The sequence below is a fragment of the Butyrivibrio sp. AE2005 genome, assembly GCF_000686965.1.
Taxonomy (GTDB): Bacteria; Bacillota; Clostridia; order Lachnospirales; family Lachnospiraceae; genus Butyrivibrio; species Butyrivibrio hungatei_A.
In genome coordinates this window covers 188,445-205,717 of the sequence record NZ_JMMD01000003.1, presented here as the reverse complement: position 1 = coordinate 205,717, position 17,273 = coordinate 188,445, and the positions used below count along the sequence as shown (strand labels likewise).

At 40.8% G+C, this 17,273-nt stretch carries 16 protein-coding genes and 1 riboswitch; of the genes, 2 read left to right on the top strand and 14 right to left on the bottom strand.

The genetic code is table 11. The annotated features are described in order from the left end of the window. Window positions 1-3: 3 nt before the first annotated feature. The 10 genes from DL92_RS0104440 to DL92_RS0104395 all read right to left on the bottom strand — a co-directional run bounded on the left by DL92_RS0104440 (window position 4) and on the right by DL92_RS0104395 (window position 10,887). Window positions 4-1,266, bottom strand: coding sequence for a saccharopine dehydrogenase family protein (locus DL92_RS0104440; protein WP_026667010.1), 1,263 nt, complete (start codon window positions 1,264-1,266; stop codon window positions 4-6). Window positions 1,267-1,356: 90 nt separating this feature from the next. Beyond that, the gene (gene speE / locus DL92_RS0104435) at window positions 1,357-2,220 is read right to left on the bottom strand and encodes a polyamine aminopropyltransferase (protein WP_026654477.1); all 864 of its coding nucleotides are present in this window, start codon (window positions 2,218-2,220) and stop codon (window positions 1,357-1,359) included. A gap of 23 nt (window positions 2,221-2,243) precedes the next feature. Next, window positions 2,244-3,692 (bottom strand): aminotransferase class I/II-fold pyridoxal phosphate-dependent enzyme, encoded by a 1,449-nt coding sequence (locus DL92_RS0104430; RefSeq protein WP_026654476.1) that lies wholly within the window; start codon window positions 3,690-3,692, stop codon window positions 2,244-2,246. 210 nt (window positions 3,693-3,902) lie between these two features. After that, window positions 3,903-4,832, bottom strand: a complete 930-nt coding sequence (locus DL92_RS0104425) for a hypothetical protein (RefSeq protein ID WP_026654475.1) — start codon at window positions 4,830-4,832, stop codon at window positions 3,903-3,905. Window positions 4,833-5,120: 288 nt separating this feature from the next. Beyond that, on the bottom strand, window positions 5,121-5,717 hold the full coding sequence (locus DL92_RS0104420) for a TIGR04100 family radical SAM protein (RefSeq protein WP_026654474.1): 597 nt from the start codon (window positions 5,715-5,717) through the stop codon (window positions 5,121-5,123). Between the two features lie 11 nt (window positions 5,718-5,728). After that, window positions 5,729-6,256 carry a TIGR04002 family protein gene (locus tag DL92_RS18200; RefSeq protein WP_051625224.1) on the bottom strand — a complete coding sequence of 176 codons (528 nt, stop codon included), beginning with the start codon at window positions 6,254-6,256 and terminating at the stop codon, window positions 5,729-5,731. A gap of 114 nt (window positions 6,257-6,370) precedes the next feature. Next, window positions 6,371-7,615 (bottom strand): MFS transporter, encoded by a 1,245-nt coding sequence (locus tag DL92_RS18195; protein WP_051625223.1) that lies wholly within the window; start codon window positions 7,613-7,615, stop codon window positions 6,371-6,373. Window positions 7,616-7,764: 149 nt separating this feature from the next. Further along, window positions 7,765-9,150 carry a hypothetical protein gene (locus tag DL92_RS0104405; protein ID WP_026667009.1) on the bottom strand — a complete coding sequence of 462 codons (1,386 nt, stop codon included), beginning with the start codon at window positions 9,148-9,150 and terminating at the stop codon, window positions 7,765-7,767. A gap of 274 nt (window positions 9,151-9,424) precedes the next feature. Further along, window positions 9,425-10,174 (bottom strand): radical SAM protein, encoded by a 750-nt coding sequence (locus DL92_RS18190; RefSeq protein WP_051625222.1) that lies wholly within the window; start codon window positions 10,172-10,174, stop codon window positions 9,425-9,427. Next, window positions 10,171-10,887, bottom strand: coding sequence for a queuosine precursor transporter (locus tag DL92_RS0104395; protein WP_081816822.1), 717 nt, complete (start codon window positions 10,885-10,887; stop codon window positions 10,171-10,173). Before DL92_RS0104395 ends, DL92_RS18190 begins: the two co-directional genes overlap by 4 nt. Window positions 10,888-11,587: 700 nt before the next feature. On the opposite strand from DL92_RS0104395, the gene DL92_RS18185 reads away from it, so the two are divergent. After that, a complete protein-coding gene (locus tag DL92_RS18185) occupies window positions 11,588-12,235 on the top strand; it encodes a peptidoglycan recognition protein family protein (RefSeq protein ID WP_242827228.1) in 648 nt (215 codons plus the stop codon). Between the two features lie 302 nt (window positions 12,236-12,537). Here DL92_RS18185 and groL read toward each other — a convergent pair whose 3' ends face one another. The 3 genes from groL to DL92_RS0104375 all read right to left on the bottom strand — a co-directional run bounded on the left by groL (window position 12,538) and on the right by DL92_RS0104375 (window position 15,335). After that, a complete protein-coding gene (groL, locus tag DL92_RS0104385; RefSeq protein WP_026654461.1) occupies window positions 12,538-14,160 on the bottom strand; it encodes a chaperonin GroEL in 1,623 nt (540 codons plus the stop codon). A gap of 25 nt (window positions 14,161-14,185) precedes the next feature. Then, window positions 14,186-14,470, bottom strand: coding sequence for a co-chaperone GroES (locus DL92_RS0104380; RefSeq protein ID WP_026654460.1), 285 nt, complete (start codon window positions 14,468-14,470; stop codon window positions 14,186-14,188). A gap of 199 nt (window positions 14,471-14,669) precedes the next feature. Further along, window positions 14,670-15,335: a hypothetical protein gene (locus DL92_RS0104375; protein WP_026667007.1), complete on the bottom strand. Its 666-nt coding sequence runs from the start codon at window positions 15,333-15,335 to the stop codon at window positions 14,670-14,672. A 68-nt stretch (window positions 15,336-15,403) separates the two neighbouring features. Next, window positions 15,404-15,490, bottom strand: a riboswitch (cyclic di-GMP riboswitch). 208 nt (window positions 15,491-15,698) lie between these two features. On the opposite strand from DL92_RS0104375, the gene DL92_RS0104370 reads away from it, so the two are divergent. Then, entirely contained in the window at window positions 15,699-16,025 is a 327-nt protein-coding gene (locus tag DL92_RS0104370) for a hypothetical protein (protein ID WP_026667006.1), read from the top strand. 79 nt (window positions 16,026-16,104) lie between these two features. Here the strand turns inward: DL92_RS0104370 and DL92_RS0104365 are convergent, their stop codons facing one another. Next, window positions 16,105-17,148, bottom strand: coding sequence for an SseB family protein (locus tag DL92_RS0104365; RefSeq protein WP_026667005.1), 1,044 nt, complete (start codon window positions 17,146-17,148; stop codon window positions 16,105-16,107). Window positions 17,149-17,273: the final 125 nt, after the last annotated feature.

Genomic DNA, 17,273 nt, shown 5'->3' with positions numbered 1-17,273 from the left:
ATCTCAATCAACCAAAATCGGATTCTCGTCAACCACCCAAGGAAGTCCGTATTCATTAAGCATCTCCATATATGGATCGGGATCGAACTCATCTGTTGTATATACGCCCGGCTTTTTCCACTGACCGTTTACAACAAGGGCTGTTCCGATCATTGCAGGCACACCTGTTGTGTAGCTGATAGCCTGGCTTCCGAGTTCTTTGTAGCACTCCTGATGATCGCATACATTGTAGATATATACAGTCTTTTCTTTTCCATCTTTGATTCCGCGGAAAATACATCCGATATTTGTCTTTCCTACAGTTCTGGGACCAAGGCTTGCGGGATCCGGAAGAAGTGCCTTAAGGAACTGGATAGGCACAATATCTCTTCCCTCAAACTTGATAGGAGTCGTTGAAAGCATTCCGACATCTTCAAGGCAACGCATATGGTCAAGATAACTCTGTCCAAATGTCATAAAGAAGCGGATTCTCTTAACTTCAGGGAAGTTCTTTCCGAGAGCTTCGATCTCTTCATGGTGAAGAAGATACATATCTTTCTGTCCAACTTCAGGGAACTCATATACTCTCTTGATCTCCATAGGCTTTGTCTCAACCCAGTGGCCATCCTCCCAGTAGCTTCCGTTTGCGCTTACTTCACGGAGATTGATCTCAGGATTAAAGTTTGTTGCAAAAGCATAACCATGGTCTCCGCCGTTGCAATCAAGGATATCGATATAATGAATCTCGTCAAAATAATGCTTTTTTGCATATGCGGTAAATACGCTTGTTACGCCGGGATCAAATCCTGTTCCGAGAAGGCCTGTTATTCCTGCCTCCTTGAACTTATTCATATATGCCCACTGCCAGCTGTAATCAAAGTATGCTGTAAATCCCTTCTCCTTGCAGCGCTTCTCATAAATCTCACGCCACTTCGGATCGTCTGTATCTTCAGGCTCATAGTTTGCTGTATCGATATAGTCAACCTTGCACTCAAGGCATGCGTCCATGATCACAAGATCCTGATAAGGAAGAGCAACGTTAAGAACAGCGTCAGGCTGATACTCCTTAATAAGTGCGATAAGCTCGTTTACATCATCTGCATTTACAGACTTTGTAGTAATCTTGACACTGCTACCGCTCTTTTCTATCTTTTCCTTTAATGCATCACACTTAGAAACTGTGCGGCTCGCAATACAAAGCTCAGTAAATGTCTTGCTGTTCTGACAGCATTTCTGTATCGCAACCTGTGCGACGCCACCGCAACCTATAACTAATAATCTACTCATATTATCTCCTTTCTATAAGATAACACGGATCATGAAGTAATTCGCCCACTTGCAAGCAAGCTTGTAATTGGCCGATTACTTATGGCCATGTTATCTTGACATGTCCTCCTCTTCCTGAAGCAAATCTTCTACATACTTGGGGAGCATAAACGCTCCTTTATGTAAATGTGTAGTGTAATACCACGTCTTTATTCCTCTTTCATCCCATCTGTCGGGATTAAAATCCTTGAGCGGATGGTACTTCTTGCTGGCGAAGCCAAAAAGCCAGTATCCGGCGGGACATGTGGGAATATGCGCCTGATAAACCCTGTTTACCGGGAACACTCTGTACGCCTTCCTGTGCATTGCCCTGCAACTCTCTTCATCCTCATCATAGAACGGGCTTCCATGCTGATATACCATTATTCCATCGTCATGAAGCGCTTTATAGCAGCTTCCGTAGAACTCTTTGGTAAAAAGACCCGCTTCATGTCCCAAAGGTTCTGTCGCGTCATTTATTATAAGATCGTACATATCATCACATTTGCGGAGGTACTTAAGACCGTCCTGATAATAGATATGTACTCTGTCATCCTCAAGACCTACCGCATTGTCGGGGAAATACTGCTTGCAGACATCCACAAACATATTGTCCGGCTCAACTACGTCGATTACCTTGATCTCCTCATAATGAGTAAGCTCTCTGGCAACACCGCCGTCACCGCCACCGAGAACGAGAACTCTCTGAACCTTGGGATGAACGGCCATAGGAACATGTACGATCATCTCATCATAAGTAAACTCGTCCTTCTCGGAAAAGATAATATTACCGTCCGAAGTAAGGAATTTGCCAAACTCAGGCGAATCAAAAACATCTATTCTCTGAAATTCGCTGCTGCCGGAAAAAAGCTGCTTGCTGATCCTGATACTGATCTTAACATTTCCGGTATGCATATCACTGAACCAATAATCCATCTCTGCCATTATCGATCTCCTATTTATTTTAATACAAAAAGCTCCGAAATATCTTCGCTCTCAGGTCCCTGCATCGCACATCCCTTCTCCATAGCCGTCTTAATATACGAAAGGATATCCCCTGTTATTACTTCGCCCGGAGAAAGAATCGGTATTCCCGGAGGATAACACATTACAGATTCGGCACTTATCCTTCCTACACACTCTTCGATAGGAAGCTGCTCTTTTTCCGCATAAAAAGCTTCCTGAGGCGTAGCCTTGACGATAGGTGTAACATACTCTGCCGAGAAAAAGCTCTGCTCAGGCTTAGAATAAAGTCTTCTGATATCCGCAAGCGCTCCCGCAAGTCTCTCTATATCCTGAAGTCTGTCTCCTATAGAAATATATGCCATGACATTCGACAAGTCTCCAAACTCCATCTGAATGTCATATTCATCTCTGAGAAGATCGTATACCTCTATTCCCGTAAGACCGATGCTTCTCGTATTTACAACAAGCTTGGTCTCATCAAAGTCAAAGATACTTCCTCCGTTTATAAGCTCATTGCCATAAGCGTAATATCCGCCTATATCATTTATCTCTTCTCTGGCGTACTGCGCCATCTTAGTTACTTTTTCAAAACTGTCATGTCCGTTGAGAGCAAGATTTCTTCTGGAAATATCAAGACTTCCCAAAAGAAGATAACTTGCACTTGTAGTCTGGGTCAGATTTACAATACGGCTGATATAGCCGATATTCGCATCCGATCCGCAAAGAAGTATCGAACTCTGCGTAAGACTTCCACCGGACTTATGCATACTGATAGCTGCCATATCCGCACCGGCAGCCATAGCATTTAAAGGAAGCCCGGGTCCAAAATACAAATGAGTTCCATGTGCCTCATCAACCAGAGCTTTCATTCCGTTTTCATGTGCAAGATCGACAATTGCTTTAAGATCTGAACAAATTCCGTAATACGAAGGATTGTTTATCAGAATAGCCTTGGCATCGGGATTTTCCTTCACTGCCTTCTTTACATCTGCAATCTCCATACCAAGCGGAATTCCAAGCTTGGTATCAACCTTCGGATCAATATATACAGGTACAGCCCCACATAAGATAAGTGCATTTATCGCACTCTTATGCACATTTCTGGGCATGATGATCTTTTCACCTTTTTTTACATGAGAAAGAACCATCGCCTGAACAGCACTCGTCGTGCCATTTACCATCATAAATGCATGCGCGGCGCCAAATGCATCCGCCATAAGCTCCTCAGCTTCCTTGATAACAGAAACCGGATGACAGAGATTATCCAGAGGTTTCATGGAATTAACATCTATCCCAACACATCTGTCACCCAAAAAACGTACCAGTTCAGAGTTCCCTCGTCCCCTCTTATGCCCAGGTACATCAAAAGGTACAACCCTTTGCTTGCGAAATTTTTCAAGAGCGTCATAAACAGGCGCTTTCTTTTGTCTACTAAGGTCCAACTGCCGTTCCTCCTACCATCGAGAAATGGTGTTGCACAAGTTCTCTATCAAAAAAGAGCGGTGCGTACAGTGTAAAGCGTACGCACTACTCCCCAATCAATTCTAATTGTGCAGCAAAATTATGATACTATATATCTTCCCATTATGAAAGTAAAATTTCGCAGGAAATAAAGTATTTAAGCTACTATTCTATTATTCTGTATATCTGTGTCAAAATGCAAAATTAAATGTGTAATTGAGCCCCGCATTGTAAATCTTATCATTGCTCTGTGTAATCTCTAATGTCGCATCTTTCCAGCCGTTCAGCTTAATGATTCCTTTAATATTGTTTCTGTTTCCGGTAAACTCAAGCTCTCCGTTACCTTTATCTTTAAAGGTTCCTTCCAAAAGAGCCATCTGATGAATTGAAATTACAGCCTCATTAGTGTTATCAGCACCTTTTCGTGTTATAAGTATACTGCTGAGAGTATCTGAATCCTGAGTATCGACAAATATTCCGTATGCCGATCTGTCAGGGAATTTAAACTTCTCTTCTCTTGACTGGGCAATTTCATATGCAAGAGCCACGCATCTGTTATGAGTGGTATCCTCCATGAATTTGCTTGCAAGTTTAGGATCTACGGCTTCGCCATTTTTGCTGTCGCCGATACTTTTCTTCATTACATCTTCTTTAACTGCATTCCAGTTTTTCTGGTCTTCAAGAAGTTTTTCTCTCTTAGCGACATCCGATATGCCGGCAACTCTTGTACAAAGTGTATTTAACTCGCAATCCCATACAGTACGAACAAGTCCTGCAGCAACATCCTTCTCTTCTTCTGTAACAGCCATTGAAGAAAATTCTGAGTACTTTTTAGCGATCTTCTCTACTCTGTCAATCTCATTCTGCATTGATGTCGCATCAGCTATAGCATCCTTAATCTCTTCTTTGATTTCAAATGAGTGATCCTTGAAAAAATCAAACTTTGATGGATCTTCTGAATCCGCACTTCCTGCAATCTGTATTGCATTCGCATTTACATTTGCAGTGACCATTTTAACATTGGCCGGGTCAACCCCAACTACGGTATCTGCTGCGGCACATCCCCATACGGCAACTGATAGCGTTGAGATCAGTAACATTGAATTAATTGACATTTTCATACTTGGCTAATTCCTCCGCTTAACGTAAAACATAATATTAAGTGTCATCATTTGCTGCTTAGTATCGCACACAATCTGATACATGAGTCATATTATAGCATATAATGCGACCTAAATTGTGAAGATTGTGAAAAGTCGTTTAATCAATAATAAACTTACTCATTACCGAATAATTAACTAAAAAACACTACATCCAGCAAGGATTTTATGATTAATTTAGTCTAAAGTCAAGAGAAAAAATAAACCATTTCAATCCCCGTGGTGTAGCGCTTCACAAGTTTTTCTTATTTAAGAAAAATGTCTTATTCTAAGTTCAATTCCGGTTTTTTCAGATAATTCCTTACATTTCTCGATATCCTGTTCAGGAAGGACATCAACAATCGACCATTTGACATCTTTTATCTGTTCTTTGCATTTCACTGCAAAATCAACCATCTTATCAAAACCGTTTTCATATTTGGGTCTCGACACTTCCTGATACTTTGCCGCATCAGGTGCATTAAGGCTGACAGAAACGCTGTCGATCACCTTTGAAAGCTCAGGTACAATATTTCTGCCGTTTTCCTCATTGCCAAGCCCATTGGTATTAAGACGTGTCTTTAATCCGAATTCTTTTTTCACAAGCCCTGCCGCCTCAATAAGCGTATCCAGTGCACAGGTTGGTTCGCCGTATCCGCAGAACACAAGCTCATCATATCCGGAAAAATCATAATTACGTATCGCATCTAATACTTCTTCTTTGGTTGGATTTTTCTCATGCCATAGATTATCGGCACTTCCAAGTCCGTTCTTTAGTGATCTGATGCAAAAAGTGCAACTGCAATTACATTTATTGGTAATATTCGCATAAACCGAGTTTTTGTATGTATATAAGATATCTGCCATTTCTCTGCTCCTTATGATGTAAATTTTAAAATATTTCTCTTTATTCCCGCGCTCTGGAACGCTGCCGCTCCTATGTAGAAAAAGATCGCGCTTCCGCCGGACTGTACAAGGCTGCCCGACAAAGCAGACAATAGTGCAACTTCGCTTCCAAACAGAATCTTTTCCGCAATATAATATCCGGTCGCCGAGATAAAGAATGAAATTATTGGAGCTATAATATTTCTTTTCGTAAGAAGCGCATCGCTTTTACTTGTAAAAGGTAATACGATAAGCATCTTTATTATCACCGTGGCAACAGCCCACATAGGTGCTGTCAAAAGATCGGCGATTCCTCCCCCGAGTGCACCTACAATCATTGCATATGGCGCAGGCAAAAGTACCGCAGAAAGATATATGACCGAATCACCAAAGTGCACATATCCTCCGTTCGCACCAACAGGTATATGAAAAATATATGCCGTAAATATGACGGTTAACGCAGTCATTGCTCCGGCGAGGGTCATAAGTCGTATTTTTGTATTTGCTTTTTTCTCTGTCATGGAAACATCCCTCCCATATCAAATATTTATATGAAACTTTACAGTAAATCTGATTATATAGAAATAGTCAGATTATGTTTTTTTGATATGACCAGATGGATTTCGACGATTTAATCAACTTGCCATTCGAGACTCGTCATAACAATCGACAATCTCTTTTTTATCGGCTTTTACCGCAGCAATCGCCGCAACCACAGCAAATGCTGCCATAATTATTGAAAATGTCCACGCATATTTAAGTCCGCAATTATCAAACAGATATCCGCTATAATACTTAACAATACCGGTTATAAACGCTGAAACAAAGTCTGTAATACCATACAATCTTCCTCTCAGATCGGCAGATACTTTTCCTGCCAGATACGCGCCTACAGCCGTGGCCGTCAGGATTTCTCCCAATGTAAAGAGAATTATTGATATATAATATCCCCCGATCAGACCAAATGACAGAAGGAACGAAGCAAAGCTGAGCACCTGAAATACTGTTCCTATCATATATTTTTTTGCAAGAGATACTTTTTCCAGCAGCATGGTCATGAATGGAGTAAAAAGAACTACTATTATGCAGTTCAAACTTGCAACCGAACCATATATCGCCGCACCGGTTTCCGGATATGCTTTGGAAATATCAAGTGGCATTAGATATCCAAACTGAGAATATGCCCCTTCTTGAAAACACATGGCTATAATAAAGAAAATAAGCGCAGTGCTGCTTTTAATGGCACTCCATATAGTCTCATTGCTCGCTTTCTTTACCATAGCGTTCGATTTGGCTTCTCTGCCGGCAAAACCTTTATCTTTCACAAAAAGCCCAATCAGAACGGTAGAAATTGATATTGCAAGTCCATTTATGATAAAGCACAATTGCAAATGGTTGTTAAACAAAAATCCTGCGATAGTCGGTGCAAGTATCAGTCCGATATTTTTTCCGAGGTACAGCAGCGAAAAGGCTTTTTCTCTTTTATCCTTGGGTGTTATATCAGCAACAAGCGCACTATAAGCAGGATGCTCAAGTGTCTGGAAAAATGATCCCGCCATTATTACACATATCGCAAAGAGGGAAAGCGGTAAAAAACCACTTGTGATATAAAGGATAATAGATATAATATCGCAAAATATTATTAGTTTTTTCTTGTTAAATTTGTCTGCAAGATGTCCGCCCCATATATTTGCCGGAAGAAAGAACAATCCGCTGATTATTGAAAACATCGCAGTATCAGTGGCATTCATTCCAAGCTTCTTGTTTAGGATCATAGTAAGAATCGGCCAGATCATCGCGCCAAGATTCGTTGCTATCCTTCCTATAAACAAAATGTAATTTTCTCTTTTAAGTCCCTTGTATTGTGTAAATAATCCCATGATGTCAATCCTTCCTCGAAGCAACTCTACGTATTAAGTCAAGAAGATAGCATTTTTACAATAAACAGTCAAGTTCCTGTCAAACTAAAAAGAGACCCCGACATGTTCGCCAAGGTCTCTGAAAATATCATGTGTGATTTCTTGAGTTCTTATACAAGTGTACTGCCTTTATGTCTCTTAATCTCAAACTGACCGCCTGATGTGATCGTTTCTTCTACATATGCGGTAAGGATATCTCCGTAGCCACGCTGATCTTCCTTGCTAAATCCGGGTTCAAGTGATTGGAATTCCCCATCAGCATAGGTGATCGCCAGCGCATTGTTCTCACTTGTCTTAAGAATAAAGATAGTCTCTGCACCGTTTTTAACGGCAGTATATTCATAGCCGTTGCTTTCAAGGAAGCTCTCAATCTGGTTTGCATCTCCCGATACGGCATCTGCCATAGTCATATCAGAAGCAGAAGTTGCTGCTTCCTCTACAACTGCCTCTGTAAGAGCATCCACCTCCGCATTCAAAACTTCGTCCAAATTATTCATCTCGTCAGCTGACATGTCTCCTCCAATATCTTCAGTAATAGTTTGATCACTCTCCGGCTCCTTCATTGCGTCCATAAGAGCATCCATTTCAGCGGGATCGGGCAAACCACTCTCGACATTCGCCGCCTCTTTTGCAACAACTTCTCCAAGAAACGCATCTTCAGCAGCAGGTGCTTCAGGTATAGCTTCTTCTATATCAGGAATTTCCTGAGTTTCTAATTTATCTTCTATAACAGGCTCATCCAAGATTACCTCCGAAAACTCAGGCATAGGTTCCGTTGCTTCCGTAATAGGAATCTCAGCCGACATATTCTCTGTAATCTCAGTTATGGGTGCCTCTGTAATACCGGTATCTGCAGTCTCGGTAATCGGCACTTCTGCAGCGTTATCAACTTCAGGTATCTCTGCCGCCAAAGCCTCTAAATTATCCATAATCGCCGCCTCTTCCTCTGAAAGGTTCACCTCTTCAGACTCTGCGTTACCGGAAGCATCTGCCTGCGCCATCGAAGCAAGCATCGCATCAACATCAGTTGCTGTCTCGGCTTCCGCCATTGCAGCAAGCATTGCATCGACATCAACAGCCGGTTCTGCTTCCTTAACCTCATCTACAGCTTCATCTGTAACTTCCTCAGCAGTTTCCTCTGTATCCAACAACTCTTCTATCGGTTCAATATCAATAGATTCACCTTCTCCCAACGTCTCAACAGGTTTTTCCTCCGCCTGCACATCTGCAGCAATACCCTCGAGTGCCTCAGCAATCGCTGCATCAGTATCAAGAATATCCTGAGAACCGGGCGCAGCATCCGCTATCGCATTAAGTACATCAATTGGAGCATCATCAATTGCAGCGGCATTCCCCACATCCGTTGCAGTTCCCACATCTTCGCGCAAAAATCCTGCCGATGACTCTTCTGCCTTCATGGCAGCCAAGAGATCGTCAATATTTGCATTAGACAAATCCTGTTCGCTCAGAATATCCTGAGTGTCCATACCTTCCATATACTGTCTCCTTTCAAAGCTATCCTCTTATACAGATATTTCTTGCTGTCATTTAATAACAGCATATCATTCTTTCGGTATGTTTTTATTATCTTATAGTTTAACTATAATTAACAGTAAATTTTTTATAAATTCAGAATATTCCTTTTTTTAAACAAGATTTCATCTATTTTCTCGTAAATATTGTATACTCATTCTCTTCCACATATAAAAAAAACAAACGGAGACAGCTCATATGAGTTATCTCCGTTTGTTGATAGAGCGGCTCTATCATCTATATATCATGCCCCACTTTGTGCTCGTTCCCTTCATCCCATTCATCGTAGATATCAATTGCAGGATTCATTTTAAGTTCTTTGTAGAAATCGCTGTTATAGAATCTTTCTATCGTGTCAACATCACGCTCAGGCCCGTTCTTTACCGTTGTATATATACTTAGATTAACTCGGTCAAAATACTTCAGTCCTATCTCAATATCTTTTTTGAGCTGTTCGATAGTCTGACCTTCCATCCCGAACATAATATTGATCCATTGAAAATGCTGTGCTATCTGCTCAGGTGTAACGCCCGGAAGTCCTTTATGCAGAATATCTTCTCTGATATGCTCATCGAAGGTTTCAACGCCGCAGCGAAAAACCGTATTAATACCATACTGCTTAAAAAACTCGGTGAAAAAGCGATTTGCATCTCTATAAATATAATGTCCTTCAAGGATAACTGTCTTAATTCCCTTATCCCTGCAAGTTTCCCTGATGTAGTTGATCGTAGTAAACGGAAGCTCTGTATATGACGCCGAACATGTAACTTCAAGGACCGATGCCCCCACTTCCGCTCCTTTTACCTGAGCGAGTACTTTTTTATTTACCGAATCACATGCAAGGACTGACGAAGATTTATCATCCTGATAATCGCAAAAAGTACATTTCCCCCAAGAACAGCCAAGAGATACCAATAATACATTTTCTCTTTTCATAGAGCTCGTGTTTTCATCTACAAGCTGATAGCGTACAAGATCGTAGATCATGCAACTGCCTCCTGCTCGTCATCATCTTTTTCCAAAAGAATTCCGCTTTTGCGGTTAAGATATCCCGCAAGGTACAAAAACGGTGTATCGCAGGCCGCGATAAGCATCTCTATAACAGATCCCGCAAGAGCAACTTCGAGACAATATAAAAGCGGAAATGTTCCGATAAATGCAAGTATTGAAAATCCAAAGTTCTCAGCGCAGTTGCAAAGGATGGTAGAGATGTTATTTCTGAACCACATATATTTTCCACCTGTCTTCTGCTTAATCTTCTGATAAAGAATAACGTCCACCCAGTTTGATAACACGAACATTACTCCGGATGCTGTCGTAATTCTCACAGACATAGCAAAGATGCTCTTCATAGCACCATCTACCGTATCATATGAATTCGGAACAAAAAGCTGTGTGAATATTGCAAAGATAATATAGGCAATGAGCGCTGCCGCCGCAATCTTCACAGCATTCTTGCTTGCTTTGTCACTGTACTTCTCATTGAGAATATCTGTCGTAAGGTATGTCGAAGCAAACATGACATTTCCAAGAGCCGTTGAGATACCGCCGATATCAACCTGCTTGGAAACCTGAATATTTGCAAAAACAACTGCAAGTGCCATCCATGTATAGAGCCCCCACTTTCCAAAAAGCTTGTCCATTACAAGGACTCCCGAAAAACATACGATAAGTTCCAATATGCCCAATAATAAATTCATTTTCTATGACCTTTCTTTAATAATAAAAGTTTGTATCAAATAATTGCGCAGGGAAAATCAGAAACAAAAACAGAAAAAGCTCTGCGAATGTACGCAGAGCTATCAGAATGCATGATAATACATGTTATTTCCAATCAGCCCTGGTTTTGTTTAACGACAGGATGGTGCAAACGAACTGTCGGGTCATTACTGATATGACCTTGGGTATAGTACTACGAGTTTTGGGCGGTGTCAAGACGTGTTTTATTTCGTATATTATTTTTCTTAATGATAATCATTGACACTATTTCTAAAACATGGTATAAGTGTACTAGGAGTGTTAATACACTATTACTAAACAATAACCCCCCCTTAACATATTTATTCAATCTATTACAGCAAAAGAAAGTATAAAGATATGAACAGACACATGGCAGCACAACCGGCACAATTCATGCCGAACAATCGCATAATAAATTTTAACGAAAGTAAAAATATAAGGCAACGGAACCAAACAAAAAAAACTGCTCCAAAAAGGAAAAACAAACTCAAAAAAAATGTAATTTTTCTTTTTATAGAATTAATCATACTGATATCACTCGGAGCACAAGCATTCCTGATTTTATCCAAAAAAAGTAACGTTGAGATTGCTGCAGAGACAAAAATTCCATCTTGGATAGATGTTCAACTTATAGATCAAGGCAACCCATCAAGAAGTGGTGTGATTCTTGAAGGTATAAATGACATTGTAATCCATTATGTCGGTAACCCAAGGACTACCGCACAGCAGAACAGAGATTTCTACAACCAGCAGGATTCAGATGTATGCTCACATTTTGTTGTAGGAATGGATGGCGAGATAATAATGTGCGTTCCTCTCACTGAAAAGTCCGCTTCAAGTAATGACAGAAACAAAGACACCATTTCTATTGAGGTATGCCACCCGGATGTCACAGGCGAATTTACAGATGAGTCTTACCAGTCTCTGATAAAGCTCGTAAACTGGCTCAGAGCAACATTTAATCTCAGTACGGACCATGTTATAAGGCATTACGAAGTTACCGGAAAAGAGTGTCCGATGTATTATGTAAAAAATCCGGAAAAGTGGGATCAGTTTAAGGCAGATCTAAAGGCTGCCGAAGAGGGAAAAGAAGTTACAAGTACATATCCCAAGCATGCATCTGAAGACGACATAAATTATGGTCTGGATGATAGTGATGATACTGAAGATGATACTGAAGATTATTCTGCGGAGAATAGTGAGGATGTAGATTATAGTGAATCTAATGATTATTATGCAGATAATGCGGAATATATAGAGTATTCGTATGAGACACCGGTTGAGGAGTATGAAGAGATTTATTATTAAAAGAGTGTGAGTTGGGGAATTGCGAGCGGCTATGCGATGATGGCATAGTGCGAGCGCCCATACAAGAAAAAAGCACCACATCGTACATTGCTTATAAATAATCAGTACGATGTGGTGCTTTTTCTCTTGTCGTCCGTTGTCGCAAAGCTCTGCCAAGCGCATAATCAATCACGCTCCTTCGGAGCTTTTCAAAATAAAAAAGAGAACTGCCCTTTCAAGCAAGCTTGAGGGCAGTTCTCTTTTTTATTTTGACCACTACGTGGCGATTGATTATGTGCTTGGCGAGTTTTGCTCGTTATCGCTTACATCATCCCCATACCGGGTCCCCCAGCGGGCATTGCGGGAGCGGGTTCTTTGATTGTTGCTACGGCTGCTTCTGTTGTAAGGAAGCTTGATGCAACGGATGTAGCGTTCTGGATAGCGCTTCTTGTAACCTTGGCAGGATCGATGATTCCGTCCTTAACCATGTCTACGTACTCTTCTGAGTATGCATTGAAGCCTACGCCGACTTTGCTCTCTTTAACCTTGTTAACGATAACAGATCCGTCAAGACCTGCGTTGTTAGCGATGTGGAAAAGAGGAGCCTCAAGTGCCTTAAGAACTACGTTAGCACCTGTCTTCTCATCTCCCTCAAGGCTTGCTGCAAGCTTCTCAACTTCCTTAGATGCGTGGATATAAGCCGATCCACCACCGAAGATGATACCTTCTTCTACAGCAGCTCTTGTAGCGTTGAGAGCGTCTTCCATTCTGTACTTAGCTTCTTTCATTTCAGTCTCTGTTGCAGCACCTACTCTGATAACGGCTACACCGCCTGCAAGCTTAGCAAGTCTCTCCTGAAGCTTTTCTTTATCGAAATCTGATGTTGTATCTTCAATCTGCTTCTTGATCTGAGCAACTCTTGCTGCGATCTCATCTTTCTCTCCAAGACCGTCAACGATTGTTGTCTTCTCTTTTTCTACCTTGATGCTCTTAGCTCTTCCGAGGTCATCAAGTGTTGTATCCTTAAGCTCAAGGCCAAGGTCTGAAGAAATAACCTTACCACCTGTAAGGATTGCGATATCCTCAAGCATAGCTTTTCTTCTGTCACCGTATCCGGGAGCCTTAACCGCTACTACATTGAATGTTCCGCGAAGCTTGTTAACGATAAGTGTTGTAAGAGCCTCACCGTCTACATCCTCGGCAATGATAAGGAGCTTAGATCCTGTCTTAACGATCTGCTCAAGAAGAGGGAGGATATCCTGAATGTTTGAAATCTTCTTATCTGTGATAAGAACATAAGGATCTTCAAGATTTGCTTCCATCTTATCCATATCTGTAGCCATGTATGCTGAAATATATCCTCTGTCAAACTGCATTCCTTCTACAAGGTCAAGCTCAGTCTGCATTGTCTTTGACTCTTCGATTGTGATAACGCCGTCGTTTGAAACCTTCTCCATAGCGTCAGCGATCATCTGTCCTACTTCATCATCTCCAGATGAAACAGCGGCAACTCTCATAATCTGATCCTTGCCCTTAACCTTTGTAGCCATCTTTCCGATTGCTTCAACAGCGCACTCTGTAGCCTTCTTCATGCCCTTTCTGAGTACGATGGGGTTAGCACCTGCAGCAAGGTTCTTAACACCTTCATTGATCATTGCCTGTGCAAGAACTGTAGCTGTTGTTGTTCCGTCACCTGCTACATCGTTTGTCTTTGTAGCAACTTCTTTTACAAGCTGAGCGCCCATGTTCTCATAAGCATCTTCAAGCTCGATCTCTTTTGCAATTGTAACACCGTCGTTTGTGATTGTAGGTGCACCGTATGATTTATCAAGAACTACGTTTCTACCCTTAGGTCCGATTGTAACTCTGACTGTATCTGCAAGCTTATTAACGCCTTCCACCATAGCTGTGCGGGCGTCTGCGCCGTACTTAATTGTCTTTGCCATTTATTTATCCTCCGAATGTGTTTGATTATTTAATGATAGCAAGTATATCGTTCTGCTTAACAATAATGTATGTTACATCATCAAGCTTTACTTCTGTTCCGGCATATTTTGAATAGATAACATTGTCACCCTTCTTAACCTGCATAGTAACTTCTTTACCGTCAACTACTCCACCGGGTCCGACAGCGATAACTTCTGCCTGCTGAGGCTTCTCCTTCTCTGCTCCGGGAAGTACGATTCCTGATTTTGTTGTCTCTTCTGCTTCAAGCTGCTTTAATACAACTCTGTCTGCAAGTGGTTGTAATTTCATTACAAATGCCTCCTTTATATGATGGTTTGAATAATCTTTTTAATTGTTAGCACTCTTTTAAGTTGAGTGCTAACCTCTAAGAACATATATTAGTGACTTCGCTTTATATGTGCAAACGCGAATATAATACCATATTTATTATATTCGCGTTTTTTCTTTCATATTCTCTTTTTTTCTCTCTTTTGCATCATATACTTTTTTATGGCTTAAAATACGTAATCGCAACAATCTTATCATCCACTGCAAACGTGATTCCGCAGTCCTTGAAATCATAATTCATGATATGGCTTCCCTCATCAGCTTCACTTGAAGGCTCTCCGTAAGCGGCTCTTAATTCTTCTTCCGTACTTCCGACGGAAATGCCTTTGGAAGTCTTTAAGTTCTCATCATGAACCGTAAGCTGTGCAGGCTTTTTAACCCCATCGACCTCTTCAGTGAAAAGAATCATTCTATCGGTATCAATATAATAGATATTTCCGGAATTATCGCCCGTCTGATTATCTTCCGTACTGATAACACTCAGTATCGTTTCAATATCATCATTTATTGAAGCAACTTTTCCGTTGTATTCAAAAGAACCGGCAGGAAGCTCAGGTTCCTCGGAAGTTGCTTCCGTAGCCGCTTCTTCTCCCGAAGCTCCATCGGATGATTCTTCCGAGCTGCTTTCACTAAATAATCCTTCTATGTCAATATCCTTTTCATCATTGATAAAAGACTCAACAAATTCACCTATATCGGATACTTCCTCTATATCCGGTAATCCCTCGATTTCGGGCAGTCCCTCTATTTCAGGTAGCTCATCACATCCGGAAAGTGCGAACATCAGCACTGTTGCCATTAAACATGTCAAAATTCTTTTTTTCATACAACCAACTCCCTTTCAAAAACCCCAACTAACAAAAAAGACCGCACAAACAGCAGATCACCCCGCTATTTTGCAGTCAAACCATCTCTTTATATAAATATAAAAGATTTACGACTTTGCGCCCATACATTGCTATATGTTTGCCCTGTTTTATATATGTTAATTTTAACATAACTGTAAAATATTATCAATCTCAGCCACCCCATATCAGGCATTCTCCTTTATTTGCAAATATTTCAGCCTTATAATCCACTTTTATGGCACAAACTCTTGCATCATTCGGAAAAATTATTTATAATCATTTTATTAACATATATTTTACAAAAATGTAGAGAAACTTCGTCTCTAAGATTGGAAAATGCTATGGAAACTAAAATAATATTCATCAATGATGAACTTACATCGCATAAAAAAGAACTTGAGAGCTGCAGAAAAGAGATCAATGAACTCCTGGCAAAGTTCGAAAAAATGGAGCTTGATCCCGCCAACAAAAGCTACGTACGCATGATGGCAGCCAAGATCAACATAACAATGCACGATATTGATTCAAATATCCGAAAGATATCTTTTGCATATAATATCGCGGAGCAGTATGCCGAAAGGCTCATCAACTATTCATATATGAAAAACACGCTTCTTACGAATGATACCGAAGATGAAAGTCCGGATACAAAGCATTCCCAAAATTGAATGTCAAAACATCAAAAAAGCTCATAATAATACCTCCTGCCAACTTCTAATGACAGGAGGTTTTATATACCTAAAATATTTACATAAGTTTCTTTCGTCCGAGCATTTTTCTGATCATGCCCTTGGACATCTCAAAGCCAAGCGATCCCGAATTAACAACAATCATATCTTCAGGCGCGCCCATAAGATCCGATGCTTTCCAGATCCAGCCGCCCCACTCTTCCTGGGAATAAACCTTATTAAATTCATCCCAGTCGGTAAATACCGGAGTTGCGTTAGTTTCATTCTTTCCGCTTCCTTTGGAAAGGCAGGGAATGGAAATCTTTGTCCCCTTTTTCACCGAACCCTTTGCATCAATTCTTTTGGCAATCTGGTCCATCCCTTTGACAGGCACCAGAAACGAAGCACTTCGAAATGTTTTGACTATATCTTCTTCAAGCTTCTTAAGCATTTCTTTTTTCCCGTCATAATCGGCACTGTAAAGGCGTTCTTCCTGGAACTTTGCCACCGAGCGGAAAAAATCCGGATTCATCACAGGACGGTTTATTGCAGGCGTCTTGCTAAAATCCGGCGCCGGGATTATTTCTTCGCTCTTAATAGATATCGCAGAATATGCCAGGATATCTACCTGAAAAACCTCTACTCCGCGCATATAAGCCGAGATACCAAAGAATCTGAACAGATCGCTGTGAGGTATTTCAGTTACTTCAAATGTTGTTCTGAACTGTTTCATAAAGTAACCGACACATTCATCGGCATACTCTCTTTCCGTAAAAACCCAGACCCTGTTTCCGTCATCGATAAACGGCGAATGAGTTATCCTGTCTGTAACCGTCCAAAGACATTCCGCTGACTTAAGCCTTTCTATTATGATCTTCTTAAGTACGTCTATTGCCTTAACAAATCTGACTGCGTGCGCATCCTTCTTCTTTAAGGTATCCTTGCTTATACCTACAAATAATCCCTTTTCGACTGCATAACACGCATTTGAATGAATCGTAATAATATCCTGGATTGGGAGCTTTTTAATCTCCTTCATGGTTTCTGTTTCATCCGGACTTATCCTTGGCACATACCTGTCACTTATGGCATGTGCATGCTGTGTTCTCTCTTCTCTTGTCATTAATAAAAAAATATCCCTTTTGTCTTTTGCTGTTTCTTCTGCTACGTTATTAGGAAATTAATTATATAAACTTCCTATTAACATCTTACCATGTGCGCCCTCTTATAGCAATAATTAGCCCTCTT

What these genes read in the sequence shown, in the direction of transcription:
- DL92_RS0104405 (WP_026667009.1), bottom strand. Translation starts at nt 9,150, where the DNA reads ATGGAAGGTATGGACACTCAGGATATTCTGAGCGAACAGGATTTGTCT.
- DL92_RS18195 (WP_051625223.1), bottom strand. Translation starts at nt 7,615, where the DNA reads ATGGGATTATTTACACAATACAAGGGACTTAAAAGAGAAAATTACATT.
- DL92_RS0104365 (WP_026667005.1), bottom strand. Translation starts at nt 17,148, where the DNA reads ATGACAAGAGAAGAGAGAACACAGCATGCACATGCCATAAGTGACAGG.
- DL92_RS0104370 (WP_026667006.1), top strand. Translation starts at nt 15,699, where the DNA reads ATGGAAACTAAAATAATATTCATCAATGATGAACTTACATCGCATAAA.
- DL92_RS0104425 (WP_026654475.1), bottom strand. Translation starts at nt 4,832, where the DNA reads ATGAAAATGTCAATTAATTCAATGTTACTGATCTCAACGCTATCAGTT.
- DL92_RS0104380 (WP_026654460.1), bottom strand. Translation starts at nt 14,470, where the DNA reads ATGAAATTACAACCACTTGCAGACAGAGTTGTATTAAAGCAGCTTGAA.
- groL (WP_026654461.1), bottom strand. Translation starts at nt 14,160, where the DNA reads ATGGCAAAGACAATTAAGTACGGCGCAGACGCCCGCACAGCTATGGTG.
- DL92_RS0104420 (WP_026654474.1), bottom strand. Translation starts at nt 5,717, where the DNA reads ATGGCAGATATCTTATATACATACAAAAACTCGGTTTATGCGAATATT.
- DL92_RS18200 (WP_051625224.1), bottom strand. Translation starts at nt 6,256, where the DNA reads ATGACAGAGAAAAAAGCAAATACAAAAATACGACTTATGACCCTCGCC.
- speE (WP_026654477.1), bottom strand. Translation starts at nt 2,220, where the DNA reads ATGGATTATTGGTTCAGTGATATGCATACCGGAAATGTTAAGATCAGT.
- DL92_RS0104375 (WP_026667007.1), bottom strand. Translation starts at nt 15,335, where the DNA reads ATGAAAAAAAGAATTTTGACATGTTTAATGGCAACAGTGCTGATGTTC.
- DL92_RS0104440 (WP_026667010.1), bottom strand. Translation starts at nt 1,266, where the DNA reads ATGAGTAGATTATTAGTTATAGGTTGCGGTGGCGTCGCACAGGTTGCG.
- DL92_RS18190 (WP_051625222.1), bottom strand. Translation starts at nt 10,174, where the DNA reads ATGATCTACGATCTTGTACGCTATCAGCTTGTAGATGAAAACACGAGC.
- DL92_RS0104395 (WP_081816822.1), bottom strand. Translation starts at nt 10,887, where the DNA reads ATGAATTTATTATTGGGCATATTGGAACTTATCGTATGTTTTTCGGGA.